13 protein-coding genes are annotated in these 19,000 nt (G+C 44.4%); 7 read left to right on the top strand and 6 right to left on the bottom strand.

What is annotated here, in order from left to right; translation table 11 throughout:
* Positions 1-43 precede the first annotated feature (43 nt).
* Positions 44-970 (top strand): alpha/beta fold hydrolase, encoded by a 927-nt coding sequence (locus PL9631_RS05355; protein WP_083617808.1) that lies wholly within the window; start codon positions 44-46, stop codon positions 968-970.
* A gap of 178 nt (positions 971-1,148) precedes the next feature.
* Here PL9631_RS05355 and PL9631_RS05360 read toward each other — a convergent pair whose 3' ends face one another.
* From PL9631_RS05360 to PL9631_RS05375, 4 genes are all read right to left on the bottom strand, one after another.
* Positions 1,149-1,718 (bottom strand): 2'-5' RNA ligase family protein, encoded by a 570-nt coding sequence (locus tag PL9631_RS05360; RefSeq protein WP_083617810.1) that lies wholly within the window; start codon positions 1,716-1,718, stop codon positions 1,149-1,151.
* 97 nt (positions 1,719-1,815) lie between these two features.
* Entirely contained in the window at positions 1,816-2,565 is a 750-nt protein-coding gene (locus PL9631_RS05365; RefSeq protein ID WP_083617811.1) for a hypothetical protein, read from the bottom strand.
* 38 nt (positions 2,566-2,603) lie between these two features.
* Positions 2,604-3,218 (bottom strand): hypothetical protein, encoded by a 615-nt coding sequence (locus PL9631_RS05370; protein WP_083617813.1) that lies wholly within the window; start codon positions 3,216-3,218, stop codon positions 2,604-2,606.
* A complete protein-coding gene (locus PL9631_RS05375; protein ID WP_083617815.1) occupies positions 3,215-3,901 on the bottom strand; it encodes a P-loop NTPase family protein in 687 nt (228 codons plus the stop codon). The genes PL9631_RS05370 and PL9631_RS05375 overlap by 4 nt, the downstream gene beginning before the upstream one ends.
* Positions 3,902-4,076: 175 nt before the next feature.
* Here PL9631_RS05375 and PL9631_RS05380 point away from each other — a divergent pair, with 175 nt between their 5' ends.
* Complete coding sequence (locus PL9631_RS05380; RefSeq protein ID WP_083617818.1) at positions 4,077-4,586, top strand: hypothetical protein; 510 nt, start codon at positions 4,077-4,079, stop codon at positions 4,584-4,586.
* A 488-nt stretch (positions 4,587-5,074) separates the two neighbouring features.
* Here PL9631_RS05380 and PL9631_RS05385 read toward each other — a convergent pair whose 3' ends face one another.
* Positions 5,075-5,500: a universal stress protein gene (locus PL9631_RS05385; protein ID WP_083618058.1), complete on the bottom strand. Its 426-nt coding sequence runs from the start codon at positions 5,498-5,500 to the stop codon at positions 5,075-5,077.
* A gap of 101 nt (positions 5,501-5,601) precedes the next feature.
* The gene (hisD, locus tag PL9631_RS05390) at positions 5,602-6,897 is read right to left on the bottom strand and encodes a histidinol dehydrogenase (RefSeq protein WP_083617820.1); all 1,296 of its coding nucleotides are present in this window, start codon (positions 6,895-6,897) and stop codon (positions 5,602-5,604) included.
* A 436-nt stretch (positions 6,898-7,333) separates the two neighbouring features.
* Here hisD and rpsT point away from each other — a divergent pair, with 436 nt between their 5' ends.
* The 5 genes from rpsT (at position 7,334) to PL9631_RS26620 (ending at position 18,872) form a co-directional block, all read left to right on the top strand.
* Positions 7,334-7,630 carry a 30S ribosomal protein S20 gene (gene rpsT / locus PL9631_RS05395; protein WP_079679896.1) on the top strand — a complete coding sequence of 99 codons (297 nt, stop codon included), beginning with the start codon at positions 7,334-7,336 and terminating at the stop codon, positions 7,628-7,630.
* Between the two features lie 194 nt (positions 7,631-7,824).
* Complete coding sequence (locus PL9631_RS05400; protein ID WP_083617825.1) at positions 7,825-8,610, top strand: TatD family hydrolase; 786 nt, start codon at positions 7,825-7,827, stop codon at positions 8,608-8,610.
* Between the two features lie 181 nt (positions 8,611-8,791).
* Positions 8,792-12,106 (top strand): DNA-directed RNA polymerase subunit beta, encoded by a 3,315-nt coding sequence (rpoB, locus tag PL9631_RS05405; protein ID WP_083617827.1) that lies wholly within the window; start codon positions 8,792-8,794, stop codon positions 12,104-12,106.
* A gap of 165 nt (positions 12,107-12,271) precedes the next feature.
* A complete protein-coding gene (locus PL9631_RS05410) occupies positions 12,272-14,167 on the top strand; it encodes a DNA-directed RNA polymerase subunit gamma (RefSeq protein ID WP_083617829.1) in 1,896 nt (631 codons plus the stop codon).
* A gap of 205 nt (positions 14,168-14,372) precedes the next feature.
* Positions 14,373-18,872, top strand: coding sequence for a DNA-directed RNA polymerase subunit beta'' (locus PL9631_RS26620; protein ID WP_083617831.1), 4,500 nt, complete (start codon positions 14,373-14,375; stop codon positions 18,870-18,872).
* Positions 18,873-19,000 lie beyond the last annotated feature (128 nt).

A 19,000-nucleotide genomic window follows, 5' to 3' on the forward strand; every position in this document is an offset into this window, starting at 1 on the left:
GTTAAGATTATCTATATAAAGTTATGTTGTGATCGGAGGATATTTGTTAAGTTCTGCAAGCTGGCAAGACCAGGTAGGTTGTCAACGGGATTGGATTTGGCGGGGTTGGCGGGTTCGATATACCTATAGTCGGCCCGGTTTGTCCCTATCTTCTAGTCCCAGTTACCCTCTATTGTTTTTACATGGATTTGGGGCTTCGATTGGACATTGGCGATACAATTTGGCTGTGTTGAGTCAAACCCATACGGTTTATGCTTTGGATTTATTGGGTTTTGGCGGTTCGGAAAAAGCGATCGCCACCTACAATACTCAGTTATGGGTAGATTTGGTCTATGATTTTTGGAAAACTTTTATCCGAGAACCTGTAATTTTAGTGGGAAATTCAATTGGGTCTTTGGTGAGTTTAATGGTAGCGTCCCAAGATCCGAAATTAGCTAAAGGATTAGTTTTAATTAGTCTTCCTGACCCGGGATTACAATTAGAAATGTTACCGCCTTGGTCAATTCCCGTGGTGGAAACTGTACAAAATATTGTAGCTTCTCCTCCGGTTTTAAGATTATTTTTTGCCTTGGCTCGTCGTCCGAGTTTTGTCCGGCGTTGGGTAAAGTTAGCCTATAATAACCCTGATGCGATTACCGATGAATTAGTGGGAATTTTAGTCACTCCTGCCCTAGAACGTGGTGCTGCCCGGGCATTTTGTGCAATTTTAAAGATGATGGGCAATCCCCGGTTGGGGCCGACGGTTAAAAGTCTATTTCCACAGTTAACGGTTCCTATTTTGTTACTTTGTGGATTAGAAGATCGTTTGATTCCAGTTAAATTTGCTAACCCTCGTCAATATTTACAATATTACTCTCAATTAAAATTAGTGGAGTTGGAAAATGCCGGACATTGCGCCCATGATGAATGTCCAGAACGGGTGAATGGGGAAATTTTAACTTGGTTGCAGGAAAGTTTTGATTTAGGGTAGGAGGTTTTTGATTAATCTTGAGAAGCAACTCCACTTGTCACCCTGATATTAAAATATTGATTTTTTGGTCAAGTGTATATCCATGGTCAGCGTAAGAATATTGTCTCCTATCTGGGGGATTTTGTCAAGCTAATTCCCTAGAAATCGGCGAAAAATTGATCAAATAGCCAAGAATAGACTACAGACGAGAATCACAATTAAGGAAAGGAAACTCAGTTTTGATGTTCCAGGTTTGTCCGTTATGAATTAATAGGGTTAATTGAGGGACAGTAAATTCAAAATAAATCGGACGTTGGGCAAATTCTATCCATGCGGTTTCAAAAGCAGTTCGACTTAAATCTTTAAACGCGACGGTGACATGGGGAGAAAAGGGATATTTTTTAGAAACTTGATGAACAATATTAAGCTGTTGTTCTAAGCTATTGCTTAACTGTTGTTGAATATTAATTAATTCAGGTGTTTTGATCACATCAACAAACAGGACACGGGGGGGAAAGGCATTAAAACCAGATAAAGTTATTGGAATAGAAGCACGATTTAGGGCAAATGTAGTTAAATGTTGTTCTAAAGTTGGCAAGTCTTCAGTTAACCATTTAAAAGGAGGTTGTAAGGTAATATGGGGGGGAGATTTCAACGCATGGCGACTATTATAAGTTTGGGCAAAATATTGTTTAATCTCTGTGATTTGGTTTTGAATGGGTTTAGGAGGAAGTAGGGCAATAAAAAATAGTCGTTCTGAAGGTGTCATCTCAAAATAGGCTAGGGTTGGTCATTACGGCGCAGGCACTACCCTAGACTATATTAACATAAAACCAGAAATTTCAGATGAGATGCTCAACAGCTTACTAAAATTCAACTTTAACGGTTAAATTAAACTCATAGACTTCTTTTTTAATTTGCTCAATTTGAGCTTGTAAATCAAGATAAACTGGAACATTAATATCAGCAATTGCTTTAAAATTTTTCTTAAATTCCTCGCTGAGACTTAAAGTTAATTCTCGACTTTGTAGAGGATTACTACCTGATCTTTGAGCAATTAAACTTGTCATAGAATGATCGCTTAACAGTTGATATTTATTTAGATGAGCTTCAGCTTCTTCTATATTCGGATTTCCCCCTGGAAATGTACTCCGAATTTTAAGTTGATTCCGTATTTGTTCCAAGGTTTTACTCTGTGCTTCAATATTTCCCGTAACACCAGAACTATTTAGAGAACCTTTATAAACTTGCTTTCCTGTTGAAGTTTTGACTTCGATTTGTTCTACCGTAACTTCTCGCGCACCGAGGAACCCGCATAAAGTCGTAAAATGAAGATATTTTGCTAATGCAAAGGTTGAAGCCGATTTCTCAAGAACAACATAATCCGATGAATCATAAGGATTTTGAATTAATAAAGATCCTTCTTCCAAAAGTCCACTATTTTCCAATTTTTTTTCTAAAGAACTTGATACTTCATCGGAAGGAACTAAAAGATGAACCTGATCACTTAAAAGTAAATCATTCCCACCCGAAGTATATTCTAGTCGAGTCAAATCGTGAGAAGAAATAACTAAAATAGCTTTGCGTTTTCTAGGGGAAACTGCATCAATATTCATCTGTTTTTTCTGATTGATATTATTAAATTTGTCAGGGATTATTTCAGGTTTAATTTGCTCTGATTTGGGTTGATCAGGAATATTTGCATGGACATTATCAATAGGTTGTTCAGTCCTATTAACCCCCCAATTTGTAGCGGTGTTAATTGCCACCCTTGAAACTGTATCAGCAAGCTTACTGCTAAAGGAACGAAAAGACTTATTGACAAACTGATAAGATTTATTTGCAACTGCACCTGCTTTTTTTTTGCGTCTAATTCCTCATTCAACCATTTTTCAATTGATTCTAATGTACCGTTTTGTAATGTTCTCTTAATTTGATTAGAGACAACTTCTTGAATCTCATTACATACATTATTAACCCAGTTTGACGGGCATTCCTCTGGAAACTCTCCATAGATAACAATTGGAGCTAGACGATTACTTTCATCTTTCTCAACAGGTATAACTTCCATGACAAATTTAGGATCACTGTAACGAACAGTAACGGACGCGCCATGAGATGCAATTTCTATTTTTTTTGCACGAACCTCAGAAATTTCAAACACAAGCTTTCGCCGTGATTCATCATTATATAATTCTTCTCCATTTTGAATAATAATATCACGAGATTTATTGTCAAGATTCTGAGCAAAAAATGATAAATTTGTCATTTCTCCACCTGCTTAAAAATTGTCTGAATTAGATAATCTGCATCGTTTTCATTTGCCAAACTTCCCAGAGCAACTTTGACTGTAGCTGCTCCTCCAGCAAGCTGAATCATTTTTTTTACAATGGGAAGGGATGTAAATTGGCTCTGGTAGTTACCCCTCTGATCAGGAGTAAGATTTTTATAGACGGGATCAGAATCCCAATGATTTCCAACAATAAAGAATTGCTTTCTTTCTGTTGCACCTAGTTCTTTAATCCAGATTTGAATCTGTTTTAGATCATCCTCAGTCCCTTTTTCTGTCTCTGAATCATGCTTTAGCAACATATCTGTTCTAACGAGATATAAAACTAAATCAGCTTCTTCAAAGAGTTGTTTCCACTTATAATATTGATCTGTACCACCTGGAACATCATCAGTCTTTTTAAGAAGAATATCTAAATCGCCGAGCTTAATGTGCGTCCTCTGTATATCTTCTATATTGACAGTTTGGTTATATCGCTCAATCAAAATCCCCTTTTCCATATATTTTAAAAGGGTAGTTTTTCCGACTCTCCTTCCACCTAAAACGGCAATTTTCTTTCCCTTCAGGGAATAGACAATAGTTTCCCAGTTAGAGACAACTGATCCGCTTACCACCGCGCCAACGGCAAAAGCGATAAAGATTGGAACGAGAGGCAACGGCATAAATATTAGACAAAATACATTTTTTAAGTCTTAAACTATACTAAGGTTCTCAGATAAAATCTGTAAAGACGGAAAAGGGCGGAAAAAGACGGGAATTTCTAAAATTTTAGTGAAGGGCGGAAAAAGACGGAAAAGGACGGATATAATAACAGCAGGTTTTTTCAGGTCTTTACCGATGGACATTCCTGATATATTACAGTTTGTAGATGAAATTATCTCCTTTAAAACTGGCAAACATCTCAACGATTTGCAACGGGGAATTATTGAGGGAACACTGAAACGACAGAGGTATACTGACATTGCAGAAACCTACGGTTGTACTGCGGGTCATGCTAAGGATGAGGGTTACAAGCTGTTACAACTTTTATCTAATTTCTTTGGTGAAACTGTTGATAAAAATAATCTTAAATCTGTACTCGATAGACAAATAAATTTAAACATAAATCTTGGTAATAATAATACTACTTTTCAAAACAGTAAAGAAATTAACTATATCAATATTTGTCCAGATAATCCAACTCCTTCCTCAAATAAAAGTCAACCTTCTACTGTTAATACCAAAACCAGAAAAAACAAAGTTAATATGGAATCGATTAATAAATTACGGCTATTTGGCTTGAATAATGAGCAAATTGCAGAGGCTTTAAATCTTTCTTTAGAGGTTGTTAATCAGGTAGATTTATAACATATTGTTGGTATTATTCTGGTTTTTTTACCAAAAATATCAACAATTAAAATAGCATCAAATCAACCAGAACACAAGAAATCAATCTGTAGGGGCGGGTTCAACAAAATCTTTCAAATCTCACAGAAAATCTTAATAAACCCGGCCCACCCCACGGATATTTTAGATGAAAAAACTAGGCTTATGGGGTTTTGTCTTGATTAATATTAACAAGACGGGACGGGTTTATTTAGGTTAATGATCATCACCAAAATCAACTCGAACCCGCCCCTACATTTGGGGACAGACAGGGCGGGTTTCTCTCGTTACCAGGCTCTAGCCTGGGAATGCCTACTGGAAGGCTCCGCCTTCTGTTATAGGAGGCAGAGCCTCCTGAATTGCATTTCTAGCTAGAAGCTAGAAACGAGGTTGAAGCTAAAATTATTTCAAATAAATAATATAAAATTGATACTTAAAAAACATTCAGCGATCGCAACTTCCCACTAACTTTAAATTTCCTTAACCACCAAAACCGAACAATTTGCTTCCGATACCACCTGGGAACTCACCGACCTTTCCAGAATTCGTTTTACCCCCGTGAGTCCGCGATTTCCAATAATAATCAAATCTGCCTTATATATATTAGCCAAACGAATAATTTCCTCCGCCGGATCACCCGCTACAATCTCAATTTCAGTCTGACAATCGAACTGATCCTGATAAGCCCTCAGTTGCTTTTCCAGATGACCATAGGGAAACTCATCCGCACCCGGACGCGGCCGATCCGCCACCAGATCAAAATCCGATTCCACCGTTGGAACAATATGAGAGAAGATCACGTTGGTTGTGGGTTGCAATCGCAGTTGACCCAGCGCCTTAATCACAAACTTTGCAGTTGGTGAATCATCCACAGCAACCAAAATCGTATTCAGCACAAAAACGTCCCCTCTAAACAATTGGAAAGTCACCGAAATTGAAATCTTCACAAATCCCATTCTAAAGGTAAGACGTTACCTGCAACCCTTTGAAATTGATTCTAGGGTTCCGTTCTCAACCTTACCGAGTCCCCATGGGAAGGTAGACCCTCGGCCAGCGTTAACACCTGAATAGCACCTGCAACCTTCTGTAAAGCCGTGGGCGAATACTGAATTAAACTCGAATGTTTCATAAACGTTTCCACCCCCAAGGCCGACGCATAACGGGCTGCCCCCGATGTCGGTAAAGTATGGTTAGGGCCGGCTAAATAATCCCCAACCGCTTCCGGGGTCGAACAACCTAAAAATATTGCCCCCGCATGGCGAATTTTCTCCAGTAAGTCCCAGGGTTCGGCCACTTCTAATTCCAAGTGTTCCGGGGCAAACTCATTAGACAACTCGGCTGCGGCTTCTAAGGAATCGACAACCACCACCACCCCATAGTGGGCGATCGCTTTTTCCGTCAAAGTGCGTCGGGGATGGTTCACCAACTGCCTTTCTACCTCGGCCACCACCTGCCGAGCCAAGGCCGAATCCGTTGTTAATAAAATTGCCGCCGCTAGGCTATCATGTTCGGCCTGGGCCAATAAATCCGCCGCCACATGAACCGGGTTCGCCGCCCCATCAGCAATAATCAGAACTTCCGATGGCCCAGCCAGGGAGTCAATTCCCACCGTGCCATAAACCAATTTTTTCGCCAAGGTGACATAAATATTGCCTGGGCCAGTAATTACATCGACTTTCGGGATGGTTTCCGTGCCATAGGCCAAGGCTGCGATCGCTTGCGCTCCGCCCACACGATAAATTTCTTGAACCCCCGCCTCTTGAGCCGCCACCAACACCGCCGGGTTCACCTTAGAATCTGGCCCTGGGGGAGTCACCATCACAATCCGGGGAACCTTGGCCACTTGAGCCGGAACCGCATTCATTAAAACCGTACTGGGGTATGAAGCTTTACCCCCAGGTACATATAAACCCGCCCGGTCAACGGGGGTAAACCGTTTCCCCAGGACAATATCATCCTCTCCAAACTGCACCCAGGATTTAGGAGTGCGCTGGCGGTGAAAGGCTTCAATTTGTTGGCGGGCAAACTGGATCGCATCCAACAATTCCTTAGATACTTGCTGGTAAGCTGCGTCCAACTCCGAACCACTCACCCGCAACTCGTCTAATGTCAATATTTTTTGATCGAATTCTTCCGTATAGTGCAGAAGTGCCTTATCCCCTTGACGCCGAACCGTTTGCAAGACTTCCCGCACGGTTGCTTCTTTATGGATCATGGCGTCATCATGGGTACGGTCAGAGATCCGTCGCAATTCAGCTTGTGCTTCAACCCACTGAGTAATAATTCGCAGCATGGTGATTCGGAGTGCAAACCTTAAAAAACACCGGGAAGTAGATACGGAACAGACAACAGGGATAAAGGTCTTGACCCCGAGGCTTATTAACCCGCGTGGAGAATTTCTCCCCCTTGTTCCTTGTCCCTACCCAGACTTTGTATCCTTAAGCGATACTTTAGTTAGAGTTTTAGCCACAGGGGCAACACTCTAGGGATTCATACCTGGTTCAGTATAGCACAAAAAGCTATCCTAGATGGTGACTGAAGGGATCAAAGTCATAAGAGGGCGTTAAACCCATTTTTTTTGCTACAATGACTCAAATCCAGAATTTTCCTGATTCTTCCTATCGCTAAATAGGAAGATAGGTTGAATTTGACAAAATAAATGCTATATTGGTATGTCTGTAACTGAGTATCTCTAATCGAAATACCTGCGTCTTCTTCAATCAGAACCTATGGCTAATATCAAATCTGCTGTCAAACGAGTCGAAATCGCAGAGCGCAATCGCTTGCGTAACAAATCTTACAAGTCAGCCGTCAAGACTTTAATGAAAAAATGTCTGACCTCTGTTGATAAATTCGGGACTGACCCTACAACCGATAATCTGACCGCCGTAAATCAACAAATGTCGGCTGCCTTTAGTAAAATCGACAAAGCCGTGAAAAAGGGTGTTCTGCATCCTAACAATGGTGCTCGGAAAAAATCTCGCTTGGCTAGAGCCTTAAAGCGCCACCAAACTGTTGCGGCCTAGCTCATCAGTGATCAGTCAACAGTAATCAGTCATCAGTTATGAGTAAACAGCTAAACAGAAAGCAGTCGGCGAGGACGCTGGCACGACAAAACCAATAACTGATTACGAACGCGCCAATCGCCTAACAGCATGGCTCGATATCGGCACGTTTTTATCCTGATCACTGATTGCTGATGAATCTGAGTAAAGGGACTATGCAACTGATCGATACCCACGTCCATATTAACTTCAAAGCCTTGGCATCGGATTTAGACGCAATTCGGCAGAGATGGCAAGAGGCGGGAGTAGTCCGTTTGGTGCATTCCTGTGTTCACCCTGGAGAATTTCAGGAAATACAGGAAATTGCCAATCAAGTCCCGGAACTAAGCTTTGCTGTTGGGTTGCATCCCTTGGATGCAAAACTCTGGGATTCTACCTCGGCCCAAACCATAACCCAACTCGCCCAATCCGATGATAGAGTCGTTGCGATTGGGGAAATGGGGCTGGATTTCTATAAAGCCGATAACCGAGATCAACAAATCCAGGTGTTTACCGAACAGCTAGAAATTGCCTATCGTTTGCATAAACCTGTGATTATCCATTGTCGGGAGGCAGCAGAAACCATGATCCCTCTATTAAGGCAATTTTGGCAAGAACGGGGCAAAGTTTCCGGGGTAATGCACTGTTGGGGAGGCACTCCCGACGAACAGCAGGAGTTTCTGAAGTTGGGACTGTATATCAGCTTTAGCGGAACCGTGACCTTTAAAAATGCGATCGCGATTCACGAATGCGCCCGTCTAGTTCCGTCTGATCGAATTTTAATCGAAACGGACTGTCCTTTTCTAGCGCCTGTTCCCCAAAGGGGAAAACGGAACGAACCCGCCTTTGTGCGCCATGTTGCCGAAACCGTTGCCCGACTGCGGGATATTTCCCTAGAAACCCTATCTCAACAAACCACCGATAACGCCTGTCAACTGTTTCAGTTATCAGTAATCAGTTAATAGTTATCAGTTGAGGAGTGATCAGTTGAGGAGTGATCAGTTGAGGAGTTAATAAATTAACTGTAAACTTCTTAACGATTAACTGATGACTGATGACTGATGACTGATGACTGATTATTGATAACTGATAACAATTAACTCAATCACTGATAATTGATAACTGATTACTGATAACTGATAAATGGCAAGTCTAACCCATAACGAACCCACTTTTTTACTCCCTGACTTAATTGAAATTCAACGGTCAAGTTTCCGTTGGTTTTTAGAAGCCGGGTTGATTGAAGAATTAGAAAGTTTTTCCCCCATTACCGACTATACAGGTAAACTAGAACTGCATTTTTTAGCCAAAGACTATAAACTGAAACGTCCTAAATATGACGTTGACGAAGCCAAACGGCGGGATAGTACCTACGCGGTTCAAATGTACGTTCCGACTCGTTTAATTAATAAAGAAACTGGAGAAATTAAAGAACAAGAAGTCTTTATTGGGGACTTACCCCTAATGACAGAACGGGGAACTTTTATTATCAATGGGGCTGAACGAGTTATCGTTAACCAAATTGTGAGAAGTCCCGGGGTTTATTATAAATCTGAAATTGATAAAAACGGCCGACGGACATATAGCGCGTCCCTAATTCCCAACCGAGGCGCCTGGTTAAAATTTGAAACCGATAAAAATGACTTAGTGTGGGTGAGAATTGATAAAACCCGCAAACTATCGGCCCAGGTCTTATTAAAAGCCTTGGGACTCACCAATAACGAAATTTTTGATGCCCTGCGTCACCCCGAATACTTTGAAAAAACCATTGAACGGGAAGGGGAATTTAGCGAAGATGACGCCTTAATGGAACTGTACCGCAAACTCCGTCCCGGGGAACCCCCAACGGTGGCCGGTGGAGAACAGTTGCTTAATAACCGCTTCTTCGATGCCAAACGCTATGATTTGGGCCGGGTGGGACGCTATAAACTGAATAAAAAACTGCGGCTGACTATTCCCGATACTACCCGGGTGTTAACGTCCGTTGATATTCTCTCGGCGATTGATTATTTAATTAACCTAGAATTTGATATCGGTGAAACCGATGATATTGACCACTTAGGAAATCGTCGGGTACGGTCAGTCGGAGAACTGCTGCAAAACCAAATTCGGGTCGGGTTAAACCGCCTAGAAAGAATTATCCGAGAACGGATGACCGTAAGTGACGCCGATGCCTTAACTCCTGCTTCTCTGGTCAACCCCAAACCCCTAGTCGCTGCCATTAAAGAATTCTTCGGTAGTTCCCAATTATCGCAGTTTATGGATCAGACAAATCCCCTAGCGGAACTGACCCACAAACGCCGTTTATCTGCCCTTGGCCCCGGGGGACTAACCCGAGAACGGGCTGGATTTGCTGTCCGAGATATTCACCCCAGCCACTACGGTCGGATTTGTCCGATTGAAACCCCAGAGGGGCCAAACGCCGGATTAATTGGGTCTTTGGCAACCTTAGCCCGGGTGAACCCCTACGGATTTATTGCCACCCCCTACAATAAAGTCGAAAACGGCAAAGTCCGCCGGGATTTGCCTGCGGTGTACATGACCGCCGACGAAGAAGACGACCTGCGGGTCGCCCCAGGGGATATTAGAACCGATGCCGAGGGGACGATTTTAGGGGAGATTGTTCCGGTGCGGTATCGCCAGGAGTTCACTACCACAACTCCGATGCAGGTGGACTATGCCGCCGTATCTCCGGTACAGATTGTCTCGGTTGCCACCTCCTTGATTCCCTTCTTGGAACATGACGACGCGAACCGGGCCTTGATGGGGTCTAATATGCAACGGCAAGCCGTCCCCCTGCTGCGTCCACAACGGCCCTTAGTGGGAACCGGACTAGAAGCCCAAGCCGCCCGGGATAGTGGGATGGTGATTGTCTCCCGTACCGATGGGGAAGTTAGCTATATTGATGGGTCTTGTATCCGGGTTATGGATACCACGGGCAAAGAACATGAATATGAGTTACAAAAATATCAACGTTCTAACCAAGATACTTGTTTAAACCAGCGTCCCTTGGTTTATGAAGGAGATCAGGTGGTGGCGGGTCAGGTATTAGCCGATGGTTCCTCCACCGAAGGGGCTGAACTGGCTTTAGGTCATAATATTCTAGTGACTTATATGCCCTGGGAGGGATATAACTACGAAGACGCGATTTTAATTAGTGAGCGTTTAGTCCAAGAGGATATTTACACCTCCATCCACGTTGAAAAATACGAAATTGAAGCCCGACAAACCAAACTCGGCCCGGAAGAAATTACCCGCGAAATTCCCAACGTCGGGGAAGATTCCCTACGACAACTCGATGGAAACGGGATTATCCGAGTCGGGGCTTGGGTGGAATCCGGGGATATTTTAGTCGGGAAAGTCACCCCCAAAGGGGAATCCGACCAACCCCCGGAAGAAAAATTACTCCGGGCAATTTTTGGAGAAAAAGCCCGGGACGTGCGGGATAACTCCCTGCGGGTTCCCAACGGAGAAAAAGGTCGGGTTGTTGATGTGCGCGTCTTTACCCGGGAACAGGGGGATGAGTTACCGCCTGGGGCGAATATGGTCGTGCGGGTTTATGTGGCGCAAAAACGCAAAATCCAAGTCGGGGACAAAATGGCCGGACGCCATGGAAATAAAGGGATTGTGTCTCGGATTCTGCCGATTGAAGATATGCCCTACTTGCCCGATGGTCGGGCTGTGGATATTGTCTTGAATCCCTTGGGTGTACCCAGTCGGATGAACGTGGGCCAAATCTTTGAATGTTTATTAGGGTGGGCGGGTCAAAACCTGAAAAAACGGTTCAAAGTGGTTCCCTTTGATGAAATGCACGGGCCAGAAATGTCTCGGGAAACCGTTCATGGGAAGTTGAGAGAAGCCCGGGATAAAACCAAGAAAGATTGGTTATTTAACGAAAACTATCCTGGGAAAAGCATTGTTTATGACGGGCGTACCGGAGAACCCTTTGACCAACCCGTCACCGTGGGAATTGCCTATATGTTGAAACTGGTTCACTTGGTTGATGATAAGATTCACGCCCGGTCTACTGGCCCCTACTCTTTGGTGACTCAACAACCCTTGGGAGGAAAAGCCCAACAGGGGGGACAACGATTTGGAGAAATGGAGGTTTGGGCCTTGGAAGCCTTCGGGGCGGCCTATACCTTGCAGGAGTTGTTAACGGTGAAATCCGACGATATGCAGGGACGAAACGAAGCCCTCAACGCCATTGTCAAGGGTAAAACCATCCCCCGTCCTGGGACACCGGAATCCTTCAAGGTGTTAATGCGGGAGTTGCAGTCGTTGTGTTTGGATATTGCGGTACATAAAGTGGAAACCACCGACGAAGGTGGAAGTCGAGATGTGGAAGTAGACCTGATGGCTGATATCCCAGCCACCCGGATGACCTACACTTCTAATAACTTTGCCCCCGCTAAACCTACTTATGATTTAAGTAGTTCAGTGGAAGAAGACGAATAATCAGTTATCAGTGTAGAGACGTGCCATGGCGCGTCTCTACCAGTTATCAGTTATCAGTCTATTAACCATTCGTAATTCGTAATTCGTAATTCGTAATTCCCCATTCCCCATTACCCATTACCCATTACCCATTACCTATTCCCCGTTCCCTATTCCCTGAATAAAATGGCTAAAATTGAACAACGGTTTGATTACGTTAAAATTGGAATCGCATCTCCAGAACGCATTCGTCAGTGGGGAGAAAGAACCCTACCGAATGGTCAGGTGGTTGGAGAAGTCACAAAACCTGAAACCATCAATTACAGAACCCTGAAACCGGAGATGGATGGGTTGTTTTGTGAACGAATTTTTGGCCCGGCAAAGGATTGGGAATGTCATTGTGGGAAATATAAACGGGTCAGACATCGTGGAATTGTCTGTGAACGCTGCGGGGTAGAGGTAACAGAATCCCGGGTTCGTCGTCACCGGATGGGTTTTATTAAACTAGCCGCTCCTGTGACCCATGTTTGGTATCTCAAAGGCATTCCTAGTTATATGGCTATTTTATTAGATATGCCATTACGGGATGTGGAGCAGGTTGTTTATTTTAATGCCTATGTGGTGTTAAATCCAGGCAACTATGAGGGCCTATCCTATAAACAGTTATTAACTGAAGATACCTGGTTAGAAATTGAAGACCAAATTTATAGTGAAGATTCCACTTTAACCGGAATAGAAGTAGGAATTGGGGCTGAAGCAATTTCCCGTTTGCTCGAAGATATCCCCTTAGAAGAAGAAGCCGAAAGATTACGGGAAGAAATCGGCGTCGCCAAGGGACAAAAACGCGCCAAATATATTAAAAGGTTGCGGGTAATTGATAACTTTGTGGCTACGGGTTCCAAACCCGATTGGATGGTTTTGAATGTCATTCCCGTCATTCCTCCTGATTTACGGCCGATGGTGCAGTTAGATGGGGGACGGTTTGCTACCTCCGATTTAAACGACCTATATCGTCGAGTCATTAACCGAAATAATCGGTTAGCTCGGTTGCAGGAAATTCTGGCTCCAGAAATTATTATCCGTAACGAAAAACGGATGTTACAGGAAGCCGTTGACGCCTTAATTGATAACGGTCGCCGGGGTCGGACGGTGGTGGGGGCAAATAATCGACCCTTAAAATCCCTCTCCGATATTATCGAAGGAAAACAAGGACGATTCCGCCAAAACCTATTAGGAAAACGGGTCGATTATTCTGGACGTTCGGTTATCGTGGTGGGGCCAAAATTAAAAATGCACCAATGCGGTTTACCTCGGGAAATGGCAATTGAATTGTTCCAACCCTTTGTAATTAACCGCCTGATTCGTCAAGGATTAGTCAACAATATTAAAGCGGCAAAAAAACTGATTCAACGGAATGATTCGAGCATTTGGGAGGTCTTACAAGAAGTTATCTTAGGACATCCGGTGATGCTAAACCGCGCCCCAACCTTGCACCGTTTAGGAATTCAAGCCTTTGAACCGATTTTAGTCGATGGTCGGGCGATTCAACTGCATCCGTTAGTTTGTCCCGCCTTTAACGCCGACTTCGACGGTGACCAAATGGCCGTTCACGTCCCTCTATCGATTGAATCCCAAGCAGAAGCCCGGTTATTAATGTTAGCCTGCAATAATATTCTGTCTCCAGCTACGGGTAGACCGATTGTTACACCTAGTCAGGATATGGTGTTGGGATGTTATTATTTAACCGCAGAAAACCCCAAATTGGAGGATCAAAGCCACCGCTATTTTCCTGATTTAGAAGATGTTATCCTAGCCTATAAACAGGGTGCTTTGGGTTTACATTCTTATGTAATGGTGCGATTTGATGGGGAGATTTTATCGGATGAAGTAGAACAGATAGGCGTCGAACATAAAGACGACTTAACTGGAGTAATCACTAAAACTTATGTGGGCAAAAAAACGGGGAAACTAATGCGACGAGTTCGAGAAGATGCGGAGGGAAATATTATAACTCAATATATTCGGACAACTCCAGGCCGCGTCATTTTCAATAAAACCGTTCAAGACACCCTAATTCAATAGGTAATAGGTAATGGGTAATGGGTAATGGGTAATGGGTAGAGTTTATTGTTCTTCTAAATAGAATACGCCTTTAATTACAAGCAATTTAAGGCGTATTCACGACAAGAAATAAACCTACTAAAACCCATTACCATTACTGATTACCTCTAAGGGATAAGGGGTAATAGTTAAGAATTAACTGATAACTGATAACTGATTTAAAATCATGGCTAACAAAAAAATCTTTCGGAATCAAGTTATTGATAAAGGACAATTAAAAAAAATCATGTCCTGGGCTTTTATGAATTATGGTACGGCTCGTACCGCCCAAATTGCCGATGAATTAAAGGAATTAGGGTTTACCTATGCCACAAAAGCCGGGGTTTCTATTAGTGTGGATGACTTACAGATTCCGCCTTCCAAAAAAGCTTTATTAGAAGAAGCCGAAGAAGAAATTAGAAATACAGAACGCCGTTATATTAAAGGAGAAATTACCGAAGTTGAACGGTTCCAAAAAGTTATTGATACTTGGAATGGCACATCTGAAGCCCTAAAAGATCGGGTGGTGGAAAACTTTAAAGCCAGTAACCCTCTGAACTCGGTTTATATGATGGCCTTCTCCGGTGCCCGGGGGAATATTTCCCAAGTCCGTCAGCTAGTCGGGATGCGGGGACTAATGGCTGACCCCCAAGGGGAGATTATCGATTTACCGATTAAAACCAACTTCCGGGAAGGCTTAACCGTTACTGAGTATATTATTTCCTCATACGGGGCGCGGAAAGGTCTAGTAGATACGGCCCTCCGAACCGCCGACTCTGGGTATTTAACCCGCCGTTTAGTCGATGTTTCCCAGGATGTGATCCTGCGGGAAATTGACTGCGGAACCAGCAAGGGGATTTGGACTCGCAGTATGACCGATGGGGAACGGGTGTTAATTCCGATTAAAGATCGGTTAATGGGCCGGGTGTTAGGGGAAGATGTGCGCCACCCCCAAACCGGAGAAATTGTCACCTATCAGTCGGAACAGGCGGTTAAAAATCACTCCGTGAGTGAGGAGTTAGCCCTAGCCATTCAGGAAGCCGGGGTTGAGGAAGTGCTATTGCGATCGCCTCTGACCTGCGAAGCCAACCGTTCCGTCTGTCAACATTGCTATGGCTGGAGTTTAGCCCATGGTCATAACGTCAACCTGGGGGAAGCGGTGGGAATTATTGCCGCCCAGAGTATCGGCGAACCCGGAACCCAGTTAACCATGCGGACATTCCACACCGGAGGGGTTTTCACCGCCGAAGCCGCGGGGATGATCCGAGCCGGAATTGATGGGGTGGTCAAGTTCTCTAAATCCCTGCGAGTCCGTCCCTTCCGTACCCGTCACGGAGATGATGCGTTCATCGTGGAAAACACGGGCCAAATTATTGTCGAGGGTGGCGGAAAAAATACCGAAAAACACAGTATCGCCCAAGGGACAACCATTATTGTCCAAGAAGGCCAACGAGTTAAAGCTAACGAAATCCTAGCGGAAATTGCCGCCGGGGGTCGGACAGCCCGGAAAACCACGGAAAAAGCCACCAAGGACGTGGCCACGGACTTAGCTGGGGAAGTCAAATTTGCGGATGTGGTTCCCGAAGAAAAAACCGACCGTCAAGGGAACATGACCCGCATCGCCCAACGGGGGGGTCTGATTTGGGTGCTCGGAGGAGAAGTATATAACCTACCCCCGGCGGCCGAACCCTTGGTCAAAAATGGAGATACGGTTACACCCGGAAGCGTTCTGGCCCAAACTAAACTGGTTTCCGAGCATGGGGGATTAGTCCGAATTCGGGAACAGTTTGCTGAGGGTGAGCTACCTCGGGAAATTGAGATTATCACCGCTTCGGTATTGCTGGATCAAGCCTTAGTGCGGTTAATACAGATGCAGGGACGGGAACAACATATTATTGAAACCAATAGTAACCACCGCTTCATGCTCAAAGTCAGTCCCGGTTCCAAAGTGGAAAACCACGATGTGATTGCGGAACTGATGGATGATAGCTACCGGACAAAAACCGGGGGGATCATTAAATACGCCGGGGTAGAGGTCGCCAAACGGGGTAAGGGAAAACAGGGTTATGAAGTTACCCAGGGAGGGACTTTATTATGGATTCCCGAAGAATGCCATGAGGTGAATAAGGATATTTCCCTACTGTTAACCGAGGACGGACAGTATGTGGAAGCGGGGATGGAAGTGGTTAAGGATATCTTCTGTCAGAGTAATGGGGTAATTGAAGTTACTCAGAAAAATGATATTCTGCGAGAAATCGTAATCAAACCCGGAGAACTGCATCTGGTGGATGATCCGGAAATGGTGATGGCGATTGATGGCCAAATTGTCAATCCCGGCCAAGAGGTGATCCCCGGGATTATCTCGGACAACTTGCGTTATGTGGAATATGTAGAAACCCCCGAAGGCCCAGCCTTGCTATTGCGTCCCGTGGTGGAGTTTAGCGTTCCCGAAAACCCCACCGTTCCTTCTCAAGAATCCCTGAACGAATCCATTGCCCTGCGAGCGGTACAACGCTTGACATACAAGGATGGGGAACGGGTACGGTCGGTGGAAGGGGTGGAACTACTCCGCACCCAATTAGTGATTAGTATTGGCACAGAAGCCCCGCAATTGGCCGCCGATATCGAGTTACTACCCGATGAAACTGACCCCGATGTGATGAAATTACAGTTGGTCATCCTAGAATCCTTAGTAATTCGTCGGGATGTGATCGCTGATGCCACCCAGGGTAGTACCCGCACCCGGTTACTGGTCAAGGATGGAGATGAAATTGAGAAAGGCGCCGTTGTCACTCGCACAGAAATCATGTGTAAGGAAGACGGGATTATTCAAGGGATTCGCTCTGGGTCGGAAATTCTCCGCCGTTGTCTGGTGGTACGCGAGAATGATGAGGTGAACTTAGAAGTCACAACCATTCCCTTAGTTAATGAAGGAGATTTGCTTGTTGAAGGTCAACTTATTGCAAATGGAGTAACAGCAACACAATCAGGACAAGTTATTCATGTATCGAGTCATGTCAAATTAGACTCTGATTGGAAAAAGAAACTTGATAAAGTCATTGACTTTCTTGGAGATCTTTTAGCCAATGTGATTATCGCTAAACTGGGCGCAACTGCCATAACTGCACTTCCTGTTCCCACTTTAGTAAGTACAGTTACCCCGACAATCATCGGCGCGCTACCTGATGTTTTCAAAAACGAATATATTGAGCGCTCAATCAGTGTTGCAGTGGAAGCTATTGTTAGCATCATGTCCAAAATCGGTATAGCCTCTCTATCAGGGTATTCTAAAAGTTCCCTTAAAGAGAAAGTTATAATTCCAGCGTTGCAACAGGTTGCTCAATCAATAGCGTTTGTTTTGGGTGTCCATGGATATCACAGCTTGATCGAAATTATTCTTGAAATCAACAAAACTGTCGATAATGCGTCTTCTGGTAAGCTAAACGTAACAGATTTAAGCACAATTGTTCCGAATTTAGCCACGCTTTTGGCTGCCTTTGTAACAGGTAAGTGGACAAAACCGATAACAATCAAACTGCGCTTAGGTCGGCCCTATCGGGTGTCTCCGGGTGCGATTCTCCACGTTAAAGACGGAGACTTGGTACAACGGGGGGATAACCTGGTGTTGCTGGTGTTTGAACGGGCCAAAACCGGAGATATTATTCAAGGGTTGCCCCGAATTGAAGAATTGTTAGAAGCCCGCAAACCCAAAGAAGCCTGCGTTTTAGCCCGACGTCCTGGAACTGCCCAGGTGACGATGGATGATGACGTCACCGAACTGCGGGTGATTGAAAATGATGGCACGGTTACGGATTATCCCCTGGGTTCGGGTCAATCCCCAATTGTCTCCGATGGTCACAAAGTAGAAGCCGGACAAACCCTGACCGATGGCCCTAGTAATCCCCATGAAATCCTCGAAGTGTTCTATGACCACTATCTGGAACAGGGAGAAGGAATGTATGATGCGGCTTTGGGGAGTTTCCGCCAGTGTCAAGCGTTCTTGGTTAACGAGGTGCAGTCGGTGTATCAGTCCCAGGGAATTGATATTTCCGATAAGCATATTGAGGTGATTGTCCGTCAGATGACCTCTAAAGTTCGGATTGATGATGGGGGCGATACGACTATGTTACCTGGGGAATTGGTGGAACTGCGCCAGGTGGAACAGGTGAATGATGCCATGTCGATTACCGGAAGCGCGCCCGCCAAATATACCCCCGTGTTATTGGGGATTACTAAAGCCTCCTTAAATACCGATAGCTTTATCTCGGCGGCCAGTTTCCAAGAAACTACCCGGGTCTTGACTGAAGCGGCGATTGAGGGCAAATCCGACTGGTTACGCGGTCTCAAGGAAAACGTGATTATCGGACGTCTGATTCCGGCGGGAACGGGATTTAATGCCTATGAGGAATCCGGGAATGCCGACTATGGCTTCGATAACGGCACGTTGTATTTGGATGAGGAAGATGAAGACGAACTGCGGGATGTGGTCTTAGATGACAAAACTGCCCGGGTTTATAACAGTTTTGAACGGGAATTACCCCCGGAACCCAAAGCAGCGCCGTCTAGTTTAGGAAAAGGTAGCAAAGTCCTATTTGAAGATAGTGAAGATGATCCTTTATTATCGGCTATCCTCGATGACGAGTTAATTGATGACGAATACGAGGACGACGAGGACGAAGACGAATAAAATCAGTTATCAGTTATCAGTGTTTCAATAAGTCCTAATACAAATCCCCTACTTTTAAGTGTGGGGATTTCCCTGTTTCCCGTTTCCTATTCCCTATTCCCTGTTCCCTGTTCCCTGTTCCCTATTCC

The sequence above is a fragment of the Planktothrix paucivesiculata PCC 9631 genome, from assembly GCF_900009265.2.
Lineage (GTDB): Bacteria > Cyanobacteriota > Cyanobacteriia > Cyanobacteriales > Microcoleaceae > Planktothrix > Planktothrix paucivesiculata.